Raw genomic sequence first — 20282 nt, forward strand, 5'->3', positions numbered from 1 at the left:
GTCATCCTTTCCGTATGCGCGGGTCGAGGACCGTGTAGAGCAGGTCCACCGCGTGGTTGACCAGGGTGAACAGAAGGGCTATGGCGAGGGCGGCTCCCTGGACGACGGGGTAGTCCCGCTGGAGGACGCCCTGCACCAGCAGGTGGCCGACGCCGGCGTACGAGAAGACCGTCTCGGTGATGACCGAGCCGCCCAGCAGGGACCCGAACTGGAGCCCGAGGACGGTCACGATGGGCAGCCAGGCGTTGCGCAGCACATGGTGGCGGATCACCACGCTCTCGCTCAGGCCCTTCATACGGGCGGTCCTGACGAAGTCGTCACCGAGGACCTCCAGCACCGAGGCGCGGACGATGCGGGTGATGAACCCGGCCATCGACAGCGCCAAGGTGACCGAGGGCAGGATGAGGTGCTCGATCCAGGGCCACACCAGTTCGGGGCGGTTCTGAAGGATCGCGTCGAGCAGCACGAAGTTGGTCGTCGGGTGGTAGTTCAGCGAGCTGGGCAGCCGGCCCAGGACCGGCAGCCAGCGCAGCCACACGCCGAACACGATGATGCCGAGCACACCGAGCGCGAACCAGGGCAGCGAGAAGCTCACCGTGGCCACGCCCCGGATCACGGTGTCGATCCAACGGCCCTTGCGCAGCGCGGCGACGACACCGCTTGAGACACCGAGCAGGACCGCGACGGTCATCGCCGCGAGCGTCAGCTCGATGGTGGCGGGGAGGGCGTCGGCGAGCAGCCCCAGGACGCTGTTGGACCCGTAGAACGAGCTGCCCAGGCGCAGATGCACCAGGTCGTCGAGGAAGGTGCCGTACTGGGTGAGCAGCGGCTGGTCCAGCCCGAGTGCCCTGCTGACGCGCTCTTCGTTGGCGGACACCTCGGCCGCGGACAGGCTGTTGCCACCTGCCGCGAGCGAGGTCGCCGGTGAGCCGGGCAGCAGGCGTATCGCCAGGAATACCAGGCTGGCCAGCGCGAACAACACGAGGGGGATGACCGCCAGCCGCCGTAGGACCAACGGGACGGTGCCGGTGGCCCACTTCGGCCGGCGCAGCGGGCGGGACACGCGGGCGGCGCCGGCGGAGCCACTCACGCGGTCCCCCGGGGGTCGAGCGCGTCGCGCAGGTCGTCGCCCACGAAGTTGCACGCGACGACGAACAGCAGGGTGAGCGTCGCGGGCAGGACGACCAGTCGGGGCGCGGAGAAGAGGAACTCCTGGCCGGCCTGGACCATGTACCCCCAGTCGGGTTGCGGCGGCTGGATCCCCAGGCCGAGATAGGACAGGCCGGCGGCGAAGCCGGCCGCGATCGAGAGTGTCATGACGATCTGGGCGAGCATCGGTCCGGCGATGTTCGGCAGCAGTTCCCGCACCAGGATGCGCGGGGTGCGGGTGCCGCCGAGCCGGCAGGCCACGATGTAGTCGCGGGCGGCCTCGCGCGCCGTCAGCGCGCGGGCCAGCCGGGCCAGACCGGGCGCGAGGGAGATGCCGATGCCGAAGATCAGGCTGCTGGTGCCGGCCCCGGCCGCCGCCACCAACAGGATGACGAGCAGGATGGAGGGGAAGGCGAGGGCGAGGTCGACGAGGCGCATCAGGATCTGCTCGACGACGCCGCCGGCGTATCCGGCGACGAGTCCGATCGCGGTGCCGACGGCGGCGGCCAGCGCGGTCGCCGCGAACGACACCAGCAGCAGCGGGCCGGCCCCGTGCACGAGTCGGGCCAGCTCGTCGCGGCCCAGGTCGTCCGTGCCGAGCGGGTGACCCGCGGAGCCGGGGGGCAACAGCGCCGACGGGGTCTGACGCAGCGGGTCGGCCTGGACCAGGAGCGGGCCGACGGCCGCCACGAGGATCACGGCGATCAGAACGAGCCAGGACAGCGCCGCCGGCCAGGACCGCGCCACCCGGCGATGGCGCAGCAAGGCGAGAGTGGACCGCCGTTCGGTCGAGGGTGAGGGCGCGGGCGAGGGAGAGGGGGACGAGGGCGGCCGGTCGGCCGCTACGGGCGGTGCGCCGGTGGCCGCGGCATCCGCCGCGGCCGTGGTGTCAGACACGGGCCTTCTCCATGTAGCAGCGGTGGTTGGCCAGCGCACTGGTGTTCATGTTCTTCACCTGCGAGCCGCTGACGACCAGGTTGCTGAAGCAGGCCAGCATCGACAGCACCATGTACTCCTCCGCCCAGCGGCGCTGGATCTTGGTGTAGGCGGCGGTGCGCCGCCCTCCGTCGGGGAGGTTCTTGGCCTCGACCAGGTCTTTCGCGAGCGTGTCGACGCCGTCGAGGCCACTCATGCCGGAGAGCGCGGAGCCGTAGATGCCCGCGGGGTTGGCCATGGCGCCGACCATGTCGTCGGCGTCCGGGATGTAGGTGTTGCGTTCCCAGATCATCAGGTCGTGGTACTCGTCGTTCTTGTCGAGGAGACGACTGAAGTACGTGGCCGGGTCCACCGAGGTGGTGGACACCCTGAACCCGACGTCGCTGAGGTTCTGGGCGATGATCTGGGCGGCCTTCGGGTGCCAGGAGTCGCTGGCCGCCATGATGCGGACGCGGCGGCCTTGGGCGCGGGCCTCGGCGATGAGTTTCCTCGCCTCAGTGGTGTTCTGGGTGCTCAGGTCGGCCAGGCTGGTGTCGTAGGAGCTCTGGGCGGGCGGGATGGCGTATCCCTTGGGTTCGCTGCCGATGCCGAAGAACGCCTGGGCGAGGATGGCCTTGCGGTCGATGGCGAGGTTGATGGCCTTGCGTACCTTGAGTTCGGGGATGCGCCGAGCATCGATCATCATGATGGCGTTGGCGCTGTAAGGGGTCTTGTAGACCTTGACCGAGTCGTCCTTGCGCAGCCGGGCGACCGCGGAGTACGGGGTGAACTGAGTGGCCGAGATGTCGCCGCTGAGCAGTGAACTGACGATGGTCGACGGGTCCTGCACCTGGCGCAGCACCAGTCGGTCGACGGGAGGTCTGCCGAGCCGGAAGCCGTCGAAGGCCTCAAGGGTGATGGACTGGCCGGAGGTGGCGGAGGAGAACTTGAAGGGGCCGGTGCCGACGAGGTGCTTGCCGATGTCGGCACCGTACTTCTTGAGCGCCGCCTTGGAGATGATGCGACCGCCGATGTCGGACAGCTTGCCGAGGACGGTTCGGTCCGGCTCCTTGAGGACCATCTTGACGGTGAGGTTGTCCTCGGCGGTCAGTGAGGCGACGTTCGAGCCGAGGCGGGCGAGTGGCCGGGTGGCGCCCTTGGGGAGGGTTTTGTCGTCGGGGTCGAACTGCCGGTTGAGGCTGGCCAGGACGTCGGCGGAGGTCAGGGTGGTGCCGTCGTGGAAGGTGACGCCGTCCCGCAGGGTGAAGGTGTAGGTGAGCTGGTCATCGGAGATCTTCCAGCTCTTGGCCAGGTCGGGGGTGGGTTCGTTGGTCTCGAAGGAGATGAAGGTCAGGCCGCGGCAGACACAGTCGACGGCCATCCAGTCGCCCAGCGAGGTGTAGAAGGCCGGGTCGACGACGGCGCTGGTGGCGTCGATGGCGAGGGTCAGAGTGCCGCCTTTGCCGCTTCCCCCGGCGTCGTCAGCCGCCACACCACAGGCGCTCAGCAACGCGGGGAGCCCGAAACCGACTCCCACTCCGAGGAGCCCCGCGCCCCGGAGCATGGTGCGGCGCGACACCGCCGCCGCGGCAGAGCCGGGCGAGGGCGATCCGTGTGGCTGGTCCGGCATGTGGGCCTCCTTGGGCACCGATCCGAAGAATGGATCTAATGTGCGCTGACTTGGATCCAATTATTCGGTGAGTGGAGTCCTCCTTGTCTCCAGAACGTTAAAGGCGTGTGAAGCGGGCCTGTGAGGACGCCCGCAACCGCGGCCAGACCACGGGGTCATGACCGGGGATGAGCTCGTAGCCACGCTCGGCCGCGATGCTCTTGAGCCGGCGGATCGGCTCCACGGTCTGCGCCGGATCGACCCCGATGGAGGCGCCGATGGGAAGCTCGCGCTCGATGTTCTCGGTGAGATCGGCGGCGTCGAAGGCGAACACGAAGCCGCCGCCGTCCGCGAGGTCCACCACGAAGCTCTGGTGTCCCGGCGTATGCCCGGCGGTCAGCACGGCTGTCACCCCGGGGGCGATCTCCACCTCGCCGTCGGCCTGTCGCCAGTCGATGCGGGGGTCGTCGAAGTCGACCCGGAAGATCGAGTTGCGCTCGACCTCCGGCTGCCCCGAGAGACCGTAGGCCAACTCCGCGCGTTGCACATGCACCGGCACACGGCCCGCGAAGTGCTTCAATCCGCCCGCATGGTCGGCGTGCAGATGGCTGACCGCCACCGCGTGGATCGAGTCCATCGCGACTCCGGCCGTATCGAGGGCCTCCTCCAGCGGCTCGCCAGGGCCCGGCAGGATGGGCTGGTAGGCGGGGGAGCCATAGAAGCGACGCCGCAGTGCCGGGTCCCGGATCAGCGCCGTGTTGAAGCCGGTGTCCAGCAGCAGCCAGCCGCCGTCGCACTCCAGGAGAACGGCGGGTACCGGTTCGCGCAGCCGCTCCTCGTACGGCGCGCCATGCACCGAAACCGACTTGGGGAGTTCCTCCCAACCGAGCAGCAGCGGCACGATCCGCCGCACGCCGCGCCGCATCACGGCCGTCCGGCCGCGAGGTAGGACCGCCAGCCGCCGTACGGCGTGATGTCCTTCGCGTTCTCGAGTCCGGACGGCTCACACAGGAAGCCGGGCACCTGCGTGCCGTCGGCAAGCTCGACGCTGCCGATCGCCATGGGGCGGGGGAGTGTCGCGACCAGCGTGCCGAGTCCTTCCGGCGGCAGCTCCCATACCTCTGCCTCGATGGCCGCGCCGCCGTCCGCGACCCGTACCAGGCCCGGCTTGGCGGGCTCGGTGGTGAGGGCGTACAGCCGGTAGTGGGGTGCGGTGACGGTCGTGTGGTCATGGCGGGCGCCCAGCGCGAGGAGCTGGGGGTTCAGTGGCTGCCCGGTCAGATGGGCTCCGATGACCGCGACGCGGGTGGGCGGGGTGAGCCGGGCCGCGATCCGGGCCAGCCGCTCGTCGGTGTGGGCCGGGCCGATCAGCATCACACCGAAGGGGAGTCCGCCGACGGTGCCGGCCGGGACGGCGACCGCGGCCAGGCCGAAGAGGTTGGTGGAGTTGGTGAACCGGCCGAGGCGGGCGTTGCTGCCGAGGGGATCGGCGGCGACCTCGGAGAGGGTGGGGTGGCCGGGAGTGGTGGGCAGGAGCACGGCGTCCGCGTCACCGAGGGCGGCCAGCGCCTGGGCGCGCAGCGCGGCGAGCTTCTCCTGGTCGGCGAAGAGGCGGTGGGCGGGGATGGCGCGGGCGCCGCGGATGATGGAGGCCACGGTGGGGTCGAGGTCGGGGGTGTCCTTCTCGATGAACTCGCCGACGGCGGTGTAGCGCTCGGCGACGAACGCGCCCTCGTACAGCATCGCGGCCGCCTCGGTGAACGGTGCCAGGTCGAGGGGCTGGAGACGGACTCCGGCGGCTTCCAGGCGGGCGGCGGCCGCCTCGTACGCCTCCGCCCAGCCGGGGTCCAGCTCGCCCAGCCGGCCGGTGGAGGGGACGGCGACCCGCCAGGGGCCGGGGGCCCGCTCGGGGAGGCGCGAGGGCGCTGTGCTCATGTACGACAGCGCCTGCTCGGCCTCGGGGAGGGTGCGGGCGAAGACGGTGACGCAGTCCAGGCTCGCGCAGGCGGGGACGGTGCCCTCGGCGGGCACCAGGCCGTAGGTCGGCTTCAGCCCGTATACGCCATTGAAGGCGGCCGGGACGCGGCCGGATCCGGCGGTGTCGGTGCCCAGGGCGAGGTCCACGAGGCCGAGCGACACGGCGACGGCGGAGCCGGAGCTGGATCCACCGCTGATCCGGGCGGGGTCGACGGCGTTCCGTACGGCGCCGAAGGGAGAACGCGTGCCGACCAGGCCGGTCGCGAACTGATCGAGATTCGTGGTGCCGAGGACGAGCGCGCCGGCGGCCCGGAGGCGGGCGACGACGGGGGCGTCGGCGGTGGGTTCGTACGCGTACGAGGGGCAGCCGGCGGTCGTCGGCAACCCCGCCACGTCGATGTTGCCTTTGACGGCGAGCAGCCGTCCGGCCAGCGGCAGGCGCTCCCCGGCGGCCACGCGGGCGTCGATGGCCCCGGCCTCGGCCTCGACCTCCGCCCGGGGGCGGAGGTCGATCCAGATCTCGGGGCGGTCCACCTGGTCGATGCGGGCGTAGGCGGCGCGGACGCGCCGGAGGGCAGAGGGCGGCATGTGATGCTCCTTGGGGGCACGGAAAGCCACGGGGGGGCCAAGGGAGGGGGCGGGCGGGTGCCGGGGTCCGGGGCCGCTCAGGCCGCCGGGCCCAGGATGAGCAAGGGAGAGCCCGGTTCGACCTGGTCACCGGGTTTGGCGAGGACCCGCGCCACCACGCCGCCCCGCGGCGCGTGCACGAAGGACTCCATCTTCATCGCTTCCAGGGCGAGCAGCCGCTGTCCGGCCGTGACCGTGTCCCCCGCCGCCACCGCGACCTGCCAGACGGAGGCGGCGAATTCCGCCTCCACCAGGTGGCCGCCGGCCGGGACCGCGAGATCGGCCGGCGGCGGGGCGGACCCGGCCGCCCGCTCCGCGCGGGCGAACTCACCGGCCGCCTCCCACGCGTCGCGCTCCGCCGCGAAGGCCGCTGCCTGCCGGGATCGGAACGCGCCGATGGAATCGGCGTGGGCGGACAGGAAACGCTGATGGTCGGCGAGGGCGAAGGTGCCCTCCTCGATCCTCGGCGCGAAGCGGCCCGCCGCCATGTCGGCCCGCAGTTCGAGCAGTTCGTCCGCTTCGACGGGGTACCACTTGATGCGGTCGAAGAAGCGCAGCAGCCAGGGCGAGCCCGGCTGGAAGGCACCCCGCTGCTGCCACCCGGACCACACCTGCGTGGTCCGGCCGACGAATTGGTAGCCGCCCGGCCCCTCCATGCCATAAATGCACAGATAGGCGCCCCCGATGCCGACGGAGTTCTCCGCGGTCCAGGTCCGTGCCGGGTTGTACTTCGTGGTGACGAGGCGGTGGCGCGGGTCCAGCGGAGTCGCCACGGGGGCGCCCAGATACACATCACCCAGGCCCAGCACCAGGTACTCGGCGTCGAAGACCGTACGGAACACGTCGTCGACCGAGTCGAGACCGTTGACCCGGCGGATGAACTCGATGTTCCACGGGCACCAGGGGGCGTCGTCCCGCACCCCCGCCATGTAGCGTTCGATCGCCTCCCTGGTCGCCGGGTCGTCCCAGGACAGCGGCAGGTGGACGGTGCGGGAGGGCACCACCAGTTCCTCGGTAGGCGGGAGCTTCGACTCGATCCGGCGCAGCACGGACAGCAGCTCCGGCTGCGGCAGGACGTCGGGGTCCGTCTGGACCTGGAGCGAGCGGATGCCGGGGGTGAGGTCGGTGACACCGGGGAGACGCTCGGCAGCCACCGCCTCCAACATCGCCTGCACCCGCATCCGCAGACCCAGGTCCAGCTGCATCGGCCCGAACTCGACCAGCACATTGTCATCGCCGCTGCGGCGGTAGGTGACGGCTTCCCCCTGGTGTTCCCCCAGGCGTTCCGCCCGGTGGAGCACGCCGCCGTCCACGATGACCGCCCGGTCCGCGACGGGGTCGGCCTGCGGCGTACGGCGCAGGGCGGACGCGGCGCGGTCGGTGAGCGGGACGAACCGGACCGTGTCACCGGGCCGGACCTGGCCCAGCTTCCAGCGCTGCCCCTTCACGACGGTCGCGGGGCAGACGAAGCCGCCGAGCGAGGGCCCGTCGGGCCCCAGCAGCACCGGCATGTCCCCGGTGTAGTCGACGGCGCCCACCGAGTAGGGGGTGTCGTGGATGTTGGACGGGTGCAGGCCCGCCTCGCCGCCGTCCGTACGCGACCAGCGGGGTTTGGGCCCGACCAGGCGGACCCCGGTCCGGGCCGAGTTGAAGTGGACCTTCCAGTCGGCGTCGTAGAAGTCGCGGATGTCGTCCTCGGTGAAGAACTCGGGCGCGGCGTGCGGGCCTTCCACGGCTCCGATCCGCCAGGAGGCGCCGAAGGCCGGGCGGTCGGCGGTCGGCACCGGGGCGCCTGAGCGGGTCTCGGTGCCACCGTGCAGGACGTCGCCGGTCCGCAGGGCCCGGCCGCCGTGCCCGCCGAACCGGCCCAGGGTGAAGGTCGCCGCACTGCCCAGAAACGCGGGAGTCTCCAGGCCGCCCGCGAACAGGACGTATGTCCGAAGGCCGTGCCGGCCGGGGGCGCCGACGGTGAGGACCGCCCCCGCGGGGACGGTCACCGGCTCCCACTGGGGCACCGGTTCGCCGTTCACGGCCACCGGGGCCGGGGCGCCGGTCACGCACAGCGTCGTGGCGTGGCTGAAGCGCAGCGTGGGGCCTTGGAGGGTGCACTCCAGGCCGGGCGCGCCCTCGTCGTTGCCGAGGGCCCGGTTGCCGAGGCGGAACGACAGGTCGTCCATCGGGCCGCTCGGTGGGACGCCGACCTGCCAGTAGCCGGTGCGGCCGGGCCAGTCCTGGACGGTGGTGAGGGTGCCCGAGGCGGTGACCTCGATGCGCGGGGTCGGGTCGGTGATCCGCGCCAGGGTGGCGGTGGAGTGTCCGGCGGTCCGGAACTCCGCGTCGGCCAGGGCCGCGCGCACCAGCCCGAGGTTGGTCTCGATCCCGTCCACCCGGGTCGCGGTCAGCGCGGCGTCCAGGCGGCGGAGTGCCTCCGTCCGGTCGGCGCCATACGCGACGATCTTGGCCAGCATCGGATCGTACGACGTCGTCACCTCGGCACCGGTCTCCACCCAGGTGTCCACGCGGACGTCCGGGGGGAACGCGACGTTCGTCAGCAGTCCGGCGCTGGGCCGGTGCTCGCGGGTCGGATCCTCGGCGTACATGCGGGCCTCGATGGCATGGCCGCGCGGAGTTCCCGGATCGCGCACCACCGTGGTGTCTCCCTGGGCGAGCCGCAGCATCCACTCCACGAGGTCGATGCCGTAGATCTCCTCGGTGACCGGGTGCTCCACCTGGAGGCGGGTGTTCACCTCCAGGAAGTACGCCTCCTGGCGGGCCGCGTCGTACACGAACTCGACGGTTCCGGCCGAGCGGTAGCCGACCGAGGCGCACAGATTTCGGGCGGACGCGGCGAGCGAGGCCCGGACGGCATCCGGCAGGCCGGGAGCCGGGGCCTCTTCCAGCACCTTCTGGTTACGGCGTTGGAGGGAGCAGTCCCGGTCCCCCAGGGCGACGACCCGGCCGAGACCGTCACCGAAGACCTGCACCTCGACGTGGCGGGCCTGCTCCACCAGCCGCTCCAGGAAGACTCCGTGGGAGGAGAAGGACGCCGAGGCGACGCGCTGCACCCGCTCCCAGGCGTCGGCGAGTTCGTCGGGGCCGTGGCAGGCCCCCATGCCGATGCCGCCTCCGCCGCCGGTCGCCTTCAGCATCACCGGGTAGCCGATCCGCTCCGCCGCGGCGTGGGCGGCGGGGAGATCGGGGAGCAGGCCGGTGCCCGGGGCGAGCGGGACTCCGGCGCGCTCGGCGGCGGCGCGCGCGGTGTGCTTCGCGCCGAACAGCTCAAGCTGCTCGGGCGAGGGACCGACGAAGACGATCCCCGCCGCCTCGCAGCGGCGGGCGAACTCCGCGTCCTCGGAGAGGAATCCGTACCCCGGGTGGATCGCTCCCGCGCCCGTATCCTTGGCGGCCCGGAGCACCAGATCGGCGTTCAGATACGAGTCCTTGGCGAGGGCGGGGCCCAGCCGCACCGCCGTGTCGGCGAGCCTGACGTGCGGGCTCGACCGGTCGGGGTCGGAGAAGACGGCGACGGTGCGCAGGCCCAGGCGGCGGGCCGTGCGGATGATACGCGCGGCGATCTCGCCCCGGTTGGCCACCAGCAGGGTGTCGAAGCGGTCGAGGTTCACGGGGCGGCCCCGGTGATCGTCATCTCCACCGCCGTGGGCTCGAAGCCGTTGCAGGGGTTGTTGATCTGCGGGCAGTTGGAGACGAGGACGAGCACATCGGCCTCGGCGCGCAGGGTGACCCGCAGCCCGGGCGCCGAGATGCCGTCCACGATGCCGAGCGTGCCGTCCTTCTCGACCGGCACGTTCATATACCAGTTGATGTTGGACACCAGGTCACGCTTGCCGAGGCCGTGCCGGGCCCCCTCGGCCAGGAAGTTGTCCACGCACGCGTGCTGGGACCAGGTGTGGTGGCCGTACCGGAGGCTGTTGGACTCCTTGGAGCAGGCGCCGCCGACCGTGTCGTGCCGCCCGCATGTGTCCTCGACCACCGTCATCAGCGGGGTGTGCTCGTTCGACAGCAGCACGGAGCCCGTGGTGAGGAAGATGTTGCCCTGGGCGTGGATGGTGTCGGGCGCGCTGTAGCGCACGGTGGTGTCGTGGGCGTCGTAGACCAGGAAGTCGACCGCCTGGTTGCCGTGCAGATCGGTGATGGTGAGCAGGTCACCGGCGGGGACGACGGCCGACCAGGCCGCCCGCGCGGGGACGACGGTGACCGTGCGCTCGGACTCGTCCGTCCGCGCGGGCCGCGAGGCGGGCGCGGGGTGTGCGGTGGTCATGCGAGCCCCCTGGCGGTGAGGAATTCAGCGGTGTTGAGGAAGGCGCGGCGGCCTTCGGGGGTGGCGTCCCACAGCGGGTCGCCGGGCGCGGTCGGCGCGGCCCGCCAGGCCAGTACTTCCAGCGGGGTGCTGGTGTACTCGGCGCGGGGGTCGGCGGGGTGGGGAACGTTGGCGATCAGCACGGTCAGGTCCTGCTCGGCGCGCAGGGTCACCCGGGCGCCGGGGCCGGCGGAGCCGGTGAAGTTCACGGAGCCGTCGTCGGCCGCCCGCACGCCCTGGAAGAAGGAGATCGACGGCGGCAGGTCTCGCGGCTCCAGCCCGTTCTTGAGCGCGGCCAGCTTGAACAGCTCACGGCCCGCGGGCGAGGCGGACTGCGGGGTGCCGTTGCCATAGCGCTCGGTGTTCCGCACGAGGGTGGAGGTGCCGCACAGCGCGTCGTGTCGGCCCGAGTCGTCCACGACGACGGAGGCGAGCACACGGCCCTGGTCGGAGAGGAGCAGGCTGCCCTCGCCCAGGTAGGCGTTCCACTGCACCTTGACGGTGTCGGCCGCGTTGAGCCGCTCCCAGGGTCGGTCCGCGACGTAGAGCAGCAGATGGGCACAGGCGTCGCCGCGCAGGTCCGTGAGCCGGAGTTCGGTGCCGCGGGCGAGGACCCGGTGGCTGTAGTTGCCGCCCGCCACGGTCTCCGCCCACACGAGATGGCCGGCCTCGCACGGTGGGGAGGGCCAGTCGGTGGCGGGCACCACGGGCATGGCCTCGGCGCGGGTGCCCTCCTGAGCGCGGGCGTGGTCCCGGGCTTCGTACGTCGTCGCTGTCGCCATCGGTCGCCTCCATTTCTGTCGCTTGACAGAAATTAGGGGGAGGGTGCGTCGGCCGCGTTGCCCGCCTGTTGCGGCCCGGTTACCCGGCCCTCACCGTGGTCGGCGGACGGGGCGCGGGCGCGGATGTGCGACGATCGCCCCATGAGCACTCCAGGAAAGCGGGTGGGCCGGCCGCGCGCCGCGGGGCGGCTCGACAGCGGTCTGTCGCCGCGCGACGAACTGCTCGCCGCCGCGGCCGAGTTGTTCACCACCCGTGGATACGCGGCGACGACGACACGGGCCGTCGCCGAGCGGGCCGGCATGCGGCAGGCCACGATGTACCACTACTTCGCGGGCAAGGAGGACCTCCTCGCCGAGCTCCTGGAGTCCACGGTCACCCCCTCGCTGGCGCTGGCGCACCGGCTGCTCGCGGCCGACGAGGCCGCGCCGCCCGAGGCCCGTCTGTGGTTTCTGTGCAGCTCCGATGTGCGCCTGCTGTGCGGCGGACCGCACAACCTCGGAGGCCTCTACCTCCTGCCCGAAGTGCGCAGCGAAGGCTTCGCCGGCTTCCACCACGTGCGGCTGGAACTCAAGGAGGCGTACGGCCGGCTGCTCGCCGCGACGGAGAGCTGCGGGTCGCTCGACAAGGGCGAGCTGGCGCTCCGCACGGATCTGGTCTTCGGGCTCATCGAAGGGGTCATCCTGATCCACCGCTCGGACCCCGACCGGCCCACCGACGCGTTCGCGGCCGCGACGGCGGATGCGGCGCTGCGAGTCGCGGGCGTGGCGGAGGGGGCACTGGCCGGGGTCCGGGAGCAGGCGGTGGGGCTGGCGTCGGTATGACCGCCGGCCCTGAGAGCAGGCCCGCTACGGGCGGGGGGAGGCGGGCGAGAGCCGCGCGGCGGTCTCGGCCGGTGCCGGCGACGAGGAAGCCGAGTCCGTGGCGCGGGCCCGCCGCTTCCGGTAGGCCGCGCCGAGCAGTACCGAGCCGCCCAGGAACAGCGCGGTGAACCACTGGAAGTACCAGTGACCGCCCGACGGGTCGTAGACGGCGACGCGCGGCCAGGCCAGGTTGACGGTCATGAACAGGCCATAGACCAGGGCGAGGGCGTTGATCGGCAGCCCCCAGCGCCCGAGTGAGAACAGCGGCTTGCCCGTCTCGTCCACGCCTCCCGCCATGTCTCCTGCCGCGGGCAGGCCGCCGCGCAGCCGCCGCACCAGCATGGGGCCCGTCACCATCGCGTACGCCAGATACAGCATGGCGATGCAGGTCGTGCCGATCGCCAGGAACGCCTCCGGCGAGGCCAGGTTGAGCAGGCACAGGCCCGCCGCGCCCACGCCGACCACCAGGGCCGGTCCCTTCGGCATGCCGGTGGACGGAGACACCTTCGCCAGCGTCCGCGAGGCCGGCAGCACCCCGTCCCGCGCCATCGAGAAGAGCATCCGGGTCGCGGAGGTCTGGATCGCGAGCGTCGCCACGGCGATGGCCACCACCACGTCGGCCAGCAGGGCCTTGCCCACCCCGTCGCCGAGGCTGCTGGTGAGGACGTACGACAGCCCGTCCGAGGCCAGCCGCCCGTCGGTCAGGCTGGGCGCGGCGAGCAACCCCCCGAGCACCAGCAGGGTGGCCAGCACCCCGGCGGAGACGAGAGCGGTGAGGATCGTGCGCGGCGCGGTGCGACGGGGATTGTGGGTCTCCTCGCTCATCTCTCCCGCGCTGTCGAAACCGATCAGGACGTAGGCCGCGGCGAACGAGCCGACCAGCACGGCCGTGACCGCCCCGCCCTCGCCGCCGGTGTGCAGGGTGACTCCCGTGCCCCGCTCGGCGTGGGTGAACAGCAGCACGATGATCAGGACGGCGCCGACGATCTCGGCGGTGACCCCGATTCGGTTGACCACCGAGAGCACCTTGTTGTCGAGGACGTTCACGACGGTGGTGAGCGCGAGGAGCGCGACGGCGAGAACGGCGGCATTGGCCGCGCCCGAGGCGGAGAAGGGCGCCGGATCGCCCCCGAGGATCTGGAAGCCCGACCAGATCGCGGGCAGAACCATCTGCAGGGCGAGCGCGGCGGCCGCCACCACGACGATCTGGCCGATCACCATGATCCAGCCGGCGTACCAGCCGAAGGCGGGCGTGCTGAGCCGCGTCGACCACTGGTAGATCGCCCCCGAGATCGGGTAGCGGGCGGCGAGCTCGGCGAAGCACGCCGCGACCAGGAGCTGCCCGAGCAGCACGGCGGGCCAGGTCCAGAAGAAGGCCGCGCCACCGAAGGAGTAGCCGAACGCGAAGAACTGGAAGACGGTGGTCACGACGGAGATGAAGGAGAAGCCGGCAGCGAAAGAGGCGTACCGGCCCAGGGTGCGGTGCAGTTCCTGGCGGTATCCGAACCCGGCGAGCGCGGCTGCGTCGGCGGAGGCCGCCGCTTCCTCAGCTTCGGAGTGTGGTGCGGTGGCGGTCATGGCGAGCCCCAGTCACTGGTTCCTGTCGGATGACAGAAATTAGGGAGAGGGTGTTTCGCTGGCGTGTCGCGGCCGTGTCCATGTGGTCCCCAGGTGCTCACCTCAACCGTGCCGCGGCGCGCGGGCAGAGCCGCGTACCGGTTCAAAATGTCTGCATATCCGCTGAGCTGCTGTTTTGCCGAGTGATCAGCTTGCGCGGCGGTACTGACGCTCGGGTCGTCCAGGGGCGCGAGCTGATCCCGGGCTTGGTGAGGCCGATGTCCGTTGAAGTGGCGGGCATAGTCGTGCAGGACTCCCTCTGCGTGGCCGCGGTCGAAGATCAGCAGGCGGTCGGTGCACTCACCCCGTACGGAGCGTGCGAAGCGTTCCGCGTGCCGGTTGCAGTTGGGGCTGCGTGGAGGGATCTTGTCCACAGTGATGCCCTCACTGGAGAAGACGGCGTCGAACGCGGCGGTGAACTTCCCTTGTGTCCGAGGTGGCGCAGTTCGGCGTGGACGCGCCGGAAGCTCCATCGGGGATTCTCGGTGGCGAGCCGGATGACGAGTTCGCGCAGTTCCTCGGACAGCGGTGGGCGTCCTGGGGCGGCGATCAGGGTGCGGTCTGGCCGGCTTGGCTTGGGAGTGGTGATCTGCAGGCGCAGGACCGCGACCTCGTGTCGCAAGATCAGTATTTCGGCGTTCTCGGCGGCGGAGGAACGGGAGAGCAGGACCAGCCTCGCGAAGATCCGCGTGGCGATCAGGCAGAGCAGTCGCACGAGCGTAAGCGTTTGACCTGGGGCTTTGCGGCGGACCTGATCCGCCTGAATGCCTGGTGGAACGACTACCCCTTGGACCGCACCCGCACCAGCCACCTCACCCGACTCGAGCACACCCTCACCGCATAGCCACAATGGGCAACAGGGTCGGGCAGATCTCGTGCTCCCCATGCGACAGGGGGAAGGTGTGGGCTGAGGGCCTCGGTCGGCGTGTTTCCGCAGGTAGCCGGTGCTCGGGTGTCCCGGCTGCAAGGTGCCTGCCGCGTCAAGACGAGGTAATGCCCCTTGGCGTCCGCCGGCAGACGGGGCACTCCCAGGGCGTGAGCGCCCTATCGGGCTCGTACTCGCGCAGGGCGTGGAGGAGGTGGCTCTGGTGCCAGATCAGGGTCCGGCCCAGGAGTTCGGTGCGGCAGGTCTGTATCCAGCGCTCGATGAGGGAGTTCATCCGGGGTATCCGAATGCCGGTGGTGAGGATCTTGAGACCGGGGTAGGTCATCAGGGCGTCGAAGGCGGTTGTGAACTTCGAGTCGCGGTCGCGGATCAGGAACCGCGTCCGAGCTGCACGATCCAGTCCCCGGTCGGATGCGCGCTGGCACCCAGAATCCTGATGCGACGGGTGATGTGCTCGATGACGGCGAAGACGTACAGGCGCGCCCCTGTCAGCGTGCGGACTTCGAAGAGATCGCAGGAGAGGAGGGCCTCGGCCTGGCTGCGGAGGAAGTCGGCCCAGGTGGTGCTCTGCCGTTCGGGGGCGGGTGGGATGCCGTGCTCGCGGAGGATCTCCCGGACTGTGGAGGCGGCGACCTTGATCCCCAGGGCTGCGAGTTCGCCGTGGATCTGGCGATCTCCCCACGAGGCATTCTCCCTGGCCAGGCGCAGGACGAGGGCGCGGATCGAGCGGATGGTGCGGGGGTGTCCGCGCCGCTTGGGCATGCGGGTCGCGGCATGGCGCTGCCTGAGCAGCTCACGATGCCGGCGCAAGACCGTCTCGGGGCGGACCAGCAGCAGAAGGTGCCGCAGTCTGTCTTTGGGCAGGTGGTGCAGAAGGCCGGAGAGGACAGCGCGATCACTGTCATTGAAGGCAGGCTTGCCGACCTGGCGCTGCAGGACCAGCAGTTGGTGCCGGAGCACCAGGATCTCGATGTCCTTGACTCTGTCGCTCATCGGCAGGAGACGTAGGAACGCCAGGGTGTTGGTCGCGGTGAGGTAGCAGCGCGAGAGGTCATGATGCCGTCGGGGCCTTGTACAGGTGAAGATGCCGGGGTGAGCGTCGGCCAAAGTCGAAGATCTCTGAACAAGCTCTCACCTGCGTGGATGATTTACCGACACCCGCAGTGTCTTTATTGCCGTGCGGTGGTTGACCTGGGACTTTTCGATCGCCCAAGTATGGGCATGATCACTGATCGTGGGTCTGCGACTGCTCTATCTGATCTTCTGCCGACTGCTGGGCTGCTTCCTTGTGCTGGGCCGATCGGCCGCCGCGAACAACGCCGAGATCCTCGCGCTTCGTCATGAGGTCGCCGTGCTTCGCCGGCAGATCGAGCGCCCGTAGCTCTCATGGGCCGATCGTGCCGTGCTCTCCGCTCTGGCACGGCACCTTCCAACCGCCTTACGCCGCCACCGGCTGGTCACCCCAGGCACACTGCTGACCTGGCACCGCCATCTCGTGCGCTGGAAATGGCGCGCCAAACCCCAACCGGACCCGGCCGACCACCGCTGGCGGAGGGGACGGTCGCGCTCATCCAGCGCCTGGCGCGAGAGCACCCGACCTGGGGATACGTCAGGATCCAAGGCGAGCTCCGACGGCTCGGTCGTAGGGTTGCCGCCGCCACGATCCGGAGCGTTCTGCGCCGCTCCGGTCTGCCGCCCGCACCGCAGCGCGCCTCCCAGCAGACCTGGCGGTCCTTCCTGCGCTCCCAGGCCCACACGCTGCTCGCCTGCGACTTCATGCACGTGGAGACCGTCTTCCTCAAACGTCTCTACGTCTTCTTCGTCATGGAGATCGCCACCGGGCGCGTCCATGTCCTGGGCGTCACCGCCCACCCTACGGGCGCATGGGTCACTCAGCTCGCCCGCAACCTGCTCATGGACCTCGGCGACAGGGCGGGGTGCTTCCGGTTCCTCATCCGTGACCGGGACAGCAAGTTCACCGCCGCGTTCGAGTCTTCACCGGCAACGGCACAGCCGTCATCCCGACGCCGCCGCAAAGCCCGCGGTCGAACGCGTTCGCCGAACGATGGATACGCACGGCCCGCGCCGAATGCACCGACAGAATCCTCATCACCGGCGAACGACACCTCCGTGCCGTCCTCACCACGTATGCCGAGCACTACAACACCGGACGGGCCCGCCGCAGCCTCGACCTACGAGCACCCGACGACCACCCGAGCGTCACCCCCTGCCCGCTGCCGTAGTCCGACGGCGACAGCTACTCGGCGGCCTGCTCAACGAGTACCACACCACGCCACCCCAACGACTTCTCCATCCACAAGAAACACCCAGCTCAGCAGCCTGATCGGGATATTGACACCCTTCAGCTTCAGGCATCCTCCACAAATACCAACATGCGGCGTGACCTGCATGGATGAGGTTTCCGGCAAGGGCAATGCCATCCGGCCTGCGGCACATGTATGCCCTCGGCCCCGCGCCCGCCCCCCGCTGCCGTCCGGCTCCGCTGCCGGACAGCCGACCACCTTGGGCTGTGCGACGATGGCTTCGGTAGCCCTATCCGATTCGATACCTCATCCGCGATGTCGGCCTCGACATCCCCGCAGTCAAACGCCTACCCGGGCAGAGGACTGGCACACCGCCGACGCACTCCGGAATGCGAGGCGGTGCGGCGCATGGCACATTGGTCGTGAGGGCCGCGCAGTGCCAGGCAAGCGCTGGGCCGGCCGCGTGCAGCCTGTCCCTCCGTGGCCGCCGGTGCCCGAGGATTGCGGATGACATAGCGCAGCAGGTCATCACTCCTCCCGTAAGCCAGTGTCGCGGTCACGTCCCGGCTGACGAACTGTGGGGTAGGCGTATGCACCGAATACACTCGATTCGTTACTCGGCTGCTGCCGCGGTCGGCATCTCCTTTGCCATGTCCGCACTCGTCCCCACGCACGCCGACGCTACGGGCCCGTCGGCGACACCCTCCCCAACCGCCTCCAAACCCACCATCGTGCTGGTCCACGGTGCCTGGGCCGACGCCTCCAGCTGGAACGGCGAAGTCAAGATCCTCCGGAGCGCGGGGTACCAGGTACGTGCCATCGCCAATCCTCTGCAGAACCTGACCACCGACTCGCAGACGGTTGCCGACTTCCTCAAGACGGTGCACGGCCCGGTGGTGCTCGTCGGACACTCCTACGGGGGCAGTGTCATCACCAACGCCGCTGCGGAGACCAAGAACGTCAAGGCCCTGGTCTACGTGGACGCGGCCGCGCCCGCCGTCGGAGAGACCACCGGATCCGTGAGCGGCTCCACCTCGGCACTGAATGCGCCGGCCAGCAAGCTGTACGACACCGCGGCATACCCCCAGGCCCCGTCCGGCGGGCAGAACCTATATCTGAAGAAGGACATATTCGTCAAGGACTTCGCAAGTGACCTGCCCACCAACCAGGCCGAAAACCTGTGGGCGACGCAGCGCGCCGCCTCGACGATCGCGTTCAACACGCCGTCGCGGCACGCAGCCTGGAAGACCATCCCGTCCTGGTACTTCATCAGTTCAGGCGACCGGATCATCACCCAGCAGTCAGAAGAACACATGGCTCGTCGCGCCCACGCGAAGACGACAGTCTTCCAAGGCGGGTCACATCTGACCCTGATCTCGCACCCTGACGCGGTAGCCAAGGTCATCAGCGCAGCGGCCGGCTCCGTTGGCTGACACCCGTAACGGCGACCGCTCGGGCCTCCTCCGATGCGTCGGAGGAGACTCAGAGGCGCTCGCGGACCTGGGGGCGGGGCGCTCGTACTTCGATCCGCGCCTCAGGTGCCGGGCGAGTACGCCTGCCCTCTGGGTGTGTGGGCGATCAGGCGTGCCCGGCGCGGGGTGATGATGTCGCGGAAGGCGGGGTCGGTGAGGAGTTGACCGGGGCGATGCTGTGAGGATGGTCGGAGTACCAGCAGGTGAGGGCTTGGCGTAGCGTGCCCCAGGCCCCCTCGGGGTCGCCGACGGCGACAAGCTCACGGGCGCGATCGAGAGCCTGTTGAAAGGCGGGGGGCTGGGGGAGGACGGGCGGGACGAAGGCCTCGCGGCGTGCGCGCCAGTACTCCTCGCGGTCCGGGCCCTCGGGGGAGCCGACGCCCGTTTCCGATAGGTAGTCCGCCACCTTCCAGGCGTACTGGTCCGGCCTGGCGTTCGAGGCGTCCCCGGCGGCACGCAGGTAGAGCGGGACCACTTCGGCACGAATCCGCTCTTGGCCCACGGCTGCCACGACGTGGGCGTTACACAGCACGTCGCTCCCCAACGTGAAGTGCGCTGTCCCGAGGTTCAGGAACGCGTCAAGAATTGGCCGCAGGTACCGTCCGGTGCCCGCCCCCTTGTCGGCGGCCCGGCCGAACACGACCAGCGCGGCGTCGGCCTCGCCGCGCAGCGCCAGGGCCCGTCCCTCGGCGACCAACTCATCCACCCCTTCGGGGCGCACCGGGCGGCCGGCACGGCCGCACCTCCTGCCAGGTGCGGGCCCGGGCGTACTTGCGGACCGTGCGGCGGTCCAGGCCGAGTTCGCGGGCTACTGCGCTGTAGGGCCGGCCCGTGTCGGTGAGGGTGTGTACGGCTTCGAAGAGCCTTCTGGCGTGACGCCCGGCCCGGGTGTCCGCCGCGGCGTCCTCGACGGTCTCCCTGGCCGGAGACGGGATGAATTCCGCAGTCGGTGGCAGTGCCGTGGGCAGGCAGCCACGGTGCGCGGCAGCGATGTCCTGGACGCGGCGGGACAGCCCCTGCCAGAGGTGAAAGCGGCCGCTGACCTGCACGGCCTCGGGGGCGCCGTCCGTGATGCCCTGCCGGTAGGTGAGGGAGCCGTCACGACAGACGATCTCGACACCTGGATGCTCGTGCAGCCAGCGGCTGAGCTGTTCGGCATCCCGTCCCTCCCAGAGTGTGAGGGGCAGCCGGGTGGTGGCGTCGACCAGGAGGGTTCCGAAGGTGTCACCGTAGAGAGCGAAGTCGTCCACGCCCAGCACCCGGGGCGTGGGAAGGGCTGGCAGTGACATGCGCATCAGCTGTGACAGGACGGTGCAGCGCGAGAGCGTGATGTTCAGGATCCGCAGCATCCGGGCTCCGCCTCGGCCCGCCAGCTGCACGCCCACTGCCTCGACCAGGTGCTGCAGCAGCGGCGTGCGCCGCTGGTAGCGCACGGTCAGACCCGGCACCTGCTCGGCGAGTGTGGTCTTTCCGCACGTGGCGTTCTCGCAGTACAGACGTCGCACACTCAGCTCGATCAACACGGCACGGCCGCCCAGCGACGCATCGGCCAGTCGCCTGACGTAGCGGCTGTGACACCACCCGCTCTACGTTCCGCAGCCCGTGCACTCTGCTGGCACACCGGATCTCGTATGGGCCTGGATCACGACGACAGGGCCAGAAACATCGACCGAGGCCACCAGCACATCCGCCAACTGCGGTAACAGCGAGTCCAGTTCAACAGAGCACACCCACAGGCTGCCCGCTATGCGGACGGGCCGACCGCCACCCCGAGATGATCTCCGGCTACGAAAATCTTGCCAGAG

17 protein-coding genes and 1 pseudogene are annotated in these 20282 nt (G+C 70.4%); 5 read left to right on the forward strand and 13 right to left on the reverse strand.

What is annotated here, in order from left to right; all coding sequences use genetic code 11:
- Nucleotide 1: 1 nt before the first annotated feature.
- The 8 genes from ACH4S9_RS15415 to ACH4S9_RS15450 all read right to left on the reverse strand — a co-directional run bounded on the left by ACH4S9_RS15415 (nucleotide 2) and on the right by ACH4S9_RS15450 (nucleotide 11377).
- On the reverse strand, nucleotides 2-1090 hold the full coding sequence (locus ACH4S9_RS15415; RefSeq protein WP_398372185.1) for an ABC transporter permease: 1089 nt from the start codon (nucleotides 1088-1090) through the stop codon (nucleotides 2-4).
- Complete coding sequence (locus tag ACH4S9_RS15420) at nucleotides 1087-2046, reverse strand: ABC transporter permease (protein ID WP_311729284.1); 960 nt, start codon at nucleotides 2044-2046, stop codon at nucleotides 1087-1089. Before ACH4S9_RS15420 ends, ACH4S9_RS15415 begins: the two co-directional genes overlap by 4 nt.
- Complete coding sequence (locus tag ACH4S9_RS15425) at nucleotides 2039-3694, reverse strand: ABC transporter substrate-binding protein (RefSeq protein WP_398372187.1); 1656 nt, start codon at nucleotides 3692-3694, stop codon at nucleotides 2039-2041. The genes ACH4S9_RS15420 and ACH4S9_RS15425 overlap by 8 nt, the downstream gene beginning before the upstream one ends.
- Before the next feature lie 97 nt (nucleotides 3695-3791).
- Nucleotides 3792-4598: an N-acyl homoserine lactonase family protein gene (locus ACH4S9_RS15430; protein ID WP_398372189.1), complete on the reverse strand. Its 807-nt coding sequence runs from the start codon at nucleotides 4596-4598 to the stop codon at nucleotides 3792-3794.
- Entirely contained in the window at nucleotides 4598-6238 is a 1641-nt protein-coding gene (atzF, locus tag ACH4S9_RS15435) for an allophanate hydrolase (RefSeq protein WP_398372191.1), read from the reverse strand. Before atzF ends, ACH4S9_RS15430 begins: the two co-directional genes overlap by 1 nt.
- A 77-nt stretch (nucleotides 6239-6315) precedes the next feature.
- Nucleotides 6316-9900, reverse strand: a complete 3585-nt coding sequence (gene uca / locus ACH4S9_RS15440) for an urea carboxylase (protein ID WP_398372193.1) — start codon at nucleotides 9898-9900, stop codon at nucleotides 6316-6318.
- Nucleotides 9897-10556, reverse strand: a complete 660-nt coding sequence (locus ACH4S9_RS15445) for an urea amidolyase associated protein UAAP2 (protein WP_398372195.1) — start codon at nucleotides 10554-10556, stop codon at nucleotides 9897-9899. The genes uca and ACH4S9_RS15445 overlap by 4 nt, the downstream gene beginning before the upstream one ends.
- A complete protein-coding gene (locus ACH4S9_RS15450) occupies nucleotides 10553-11377 on the reverse strand; it encodes an urea amidolyase associated protein UAAP1 (protein WP_311729278.1) in 825 nt (274 codons plus the stop codon). The genes ACH4S9_RS15445 and ACH4S9_RS15450 overlap by 4 nt, the downstream gene beginning before the upstream one ends.
- A gap of 141 nt (nucleotides 11378-11518) precedes the next feature.
- Between ACH4S9_RS15450 and ACH4S9_RS15455 the strand changes: the two genes are divergently transcribed.
- A complete protein-coding gene (locus tag ACH4S9_RS15455) occupies nucleotides 11519-12199 on the forward strand; it encodes a TetR/AcrR family transcriptional regulator (protein ID WP_398372198.1) in 681 nt (226 codons plus the stop codon).
- A 24-nt stretch (nucleotides 12200-12223) separates the two neighbouring features.
- On the opposite strand, the gene ACH4S9_RS15460 is transcribed toward ACH4S9_RS15455, so the two are convergent.
- Together ACH4S9_RS15460 and ACH4S9_RS15465 are read right to left on the reverse strand one after the other, a co-directional pair.
- Nucleotides 12224-13816 (reverse strand): amino acid permease, encoded by a 1593-nt coding sequence (locus ACH4S9_RS15460; protein WP_311729276.1) that lies wholly within the window; start codon nucleotides 13814-13816, stop codon nucleotides 12224-12226.
- Entirely contained in the window at nucleotides 13813-14328 is a 516-nt protein-coding gene (locus ACH4S9_RS15465) for an integrase core domain-containing protein (protein ID WP_385346794.1), read from the reverse strand. Before ACH4S9_RS15465 ends, ACH4S9_RS15460 begins: the two co-directional genes overlap by 4 nt.
- On the opposite strand from ACH4S9_RS15465, the gene ACH4S9_RS15470 reads away from it, so the two are divergent.
- The gene (locus tag ACH4S9_RS15470) at nucleotides 14283-14699 is read left to right on the forward strand and encodes a hypothetical protein (RefSeq protein ID WP_385346902.1); all 417 of its coding nucleotides are present in this window, start codon (nucleotides 14283-14285) and stop codon (nucleotides 14697-14699) included. The two genes, ACH4S9_RS15465 and ACH4S9_RS15470, sit on opposite strands and share 46 nt — an antisense overlap.
- Before the next feature lie 136 nt (nucleotides 14700-14835).
- On the opposite strand, the pseudogene ACH4S9_RS15475 reads toward ACH4S9_RS15470, so the two are convergent.
- Nucleotides 14836-15734 (reverse strand): annotated as a pseudogene (locus ACH4S9_RS15475) (integrase).
- 241 nt (nucleotides 15735-15975) lie between these two features.
- On the opposite strand from ACH4S9_RS15475, the gene ACH4S9_RS15480 reads away from it, so the two are divergent.
- The 3 genes from ACH4S9_RS15480 to ACH4S9_RS15490 all read left to right on the forward strand — a co-directional run bounded on the left by ACH4S9_RS15480 (nucleotide 15976) and on the right by ACH4S9_RS15490 (nucleotide 18438).
- Nucleotides 15976-16122: a hypothetical protein gene (locus tag ACH4S9_RS15480; RefSeq protein ID WP_311729272.1), complete on the forward strand. Its 147-nt coding sequence runs from the start codon at nucleotides 15976-15978 to the stop codon at nucleotides 16120-16122.
- A 688-nt stretch (nucleotides 16123-16810) separates the two neighbouring features.
- The gene (locus ACH4S9_RS15485; protein WP_398372986.1) at nucleotides 16811-16984 is read left to right on the forward strand and encodes a hypothetical protein; all 174 of its coding nucleotides are present in this window, start codon (nucleotides 16811-16813) and stop codon (nucleotides 16982-16984) included.
- 671 nt (nucleotides 16985-17655) lie between these two features.
- Nucleotides 17656-18438, forward strand: coding sequence for an alpha/beta hydrolase (locus ACH4S9_RS15490; RefSeq protein ID WP_311729271.1), 783 nt, complete (start codon nucleotides 17656-17658; stop codon nucleotides 18436-18438).
- A 145-nt stretch (nucleotides 18439-18583) separates the two neighbouring features.
- Here the strand turns inward: ACH4S9_RS15490 and ACH4S9_RS15495 are convergent, their stop codons facing one another.
- Both ACH4S9_RS15495 and ACH4S9_RS15500 read right to left on the reverse strand, forming a co-directional pair.
- Complete coding sequence (locus ACH4S9_RS15495) at nucleotides 18584-19183, reverse strand: hypothetical protein (protein ID WP_398372201.1); 600 nt, start codon at nucleotides 19181-19183, stop codon at nucleotides 18584-18586.
- Nucleotides 19176-19982 (reverse strand): transposase, encoded by an 807-nt coding sequence (locus tag ACH4S9_RS15500; RefSeq protein WP_398372203.1) that lies wholly within the window; start codon nucleotides 19980-19982, stop codon nucleotides 19176-19178. Before ACH4S9_RS15500 ends, ACH4S9_RS15495 begins: the two co-directional genes overlap by 8 nt.
- Nucleotides 19983-20282: the final 300 nt, after the last annotated feature.

Origin of the sequence: Streptomyces sp. NPDC021225, from assembly GCF_044332865.1 — a bacterium.
In the GTDB taxonomy this organism is placed as follows: domain Bacteria; phylum Actinomycetota; class Actinomycetes; order Streptomycetales; family Streptomycetaceae; genus Streptomyces.

What these genes read in the sequence shown, in the direction of transcription:
- ACH4S9_RS15425 (WP_398372187.1), bottom strand. Translation starts at nt 3,694, where the DNA reads ATGCCGGACCAGCCACACGGATCGCCCTCGCCCGGCTCTGCCGCGGCG.
- ACH4S9_RS15430 (WP_398372189.1), bottom strand. Translation starts at nt 4,598, where the DNA reads ATGCGGCGCGGCGTGCGGCGGATCGTGCCGCTGCTGCTCGGTTGGGAG.
- atzF (WP_398372191.1), bottom strand. Translation starts at nt 6,238, where the DNA reads ATGCCGCCCTCTGCCCTCCGGCGCGTCCGCGCCGCCTACGCCCGCATC.
- ACH4S9_RS15445 (WP_398372195.1), bottom strand. Translation starts at nt 10,556, where the DNA reads ATGACCACCGCACACCCCGCGCCCGCCTCGCGGCCCGCGCGGACGGAC.
- ACH4S9_RS15450 (WP_311729278.1), bottom strand. Translation starts at nt 11,377, where the DNA reads ATGGCGACAGCGACGACGTACGAAGCCCGGGACCACGCCCGCGCTCAG.
- ACH4S9_RS15455 (WP_398372198.1), top strand. Translation starts at nt 11,519, where the DNA reads ATGAGCACTCCAGGAAAGCGGGTGGGCCGGCCGCGCGCCGCGGGGCGG.
- ACH4S9_RS15460 (WP_311729276.1), bottom strand. Translation starts at nt 13,816, where the DNA reads ATGACCGCCACCGCACCACACTCCGAAGCTGAGGAAGCGGCGGCCTCC.
- ACH4S9_RS15465 (WP_385346794.1), bottom strand. Translation starts at nt 14,328, where the DNA reads ATGGAGCTTCCGGCGCGTCCACGCCGAACTGCGCCACCTCGGACACAA.
- ACH4S9_RS15490 (WP_311729271.1), top strand. Translation starts at nt 17,656, where the DNA reads ATGTCCGCACTCGTCCCCACGCACGCCGACGCTACGGGCCCGTCGGCG.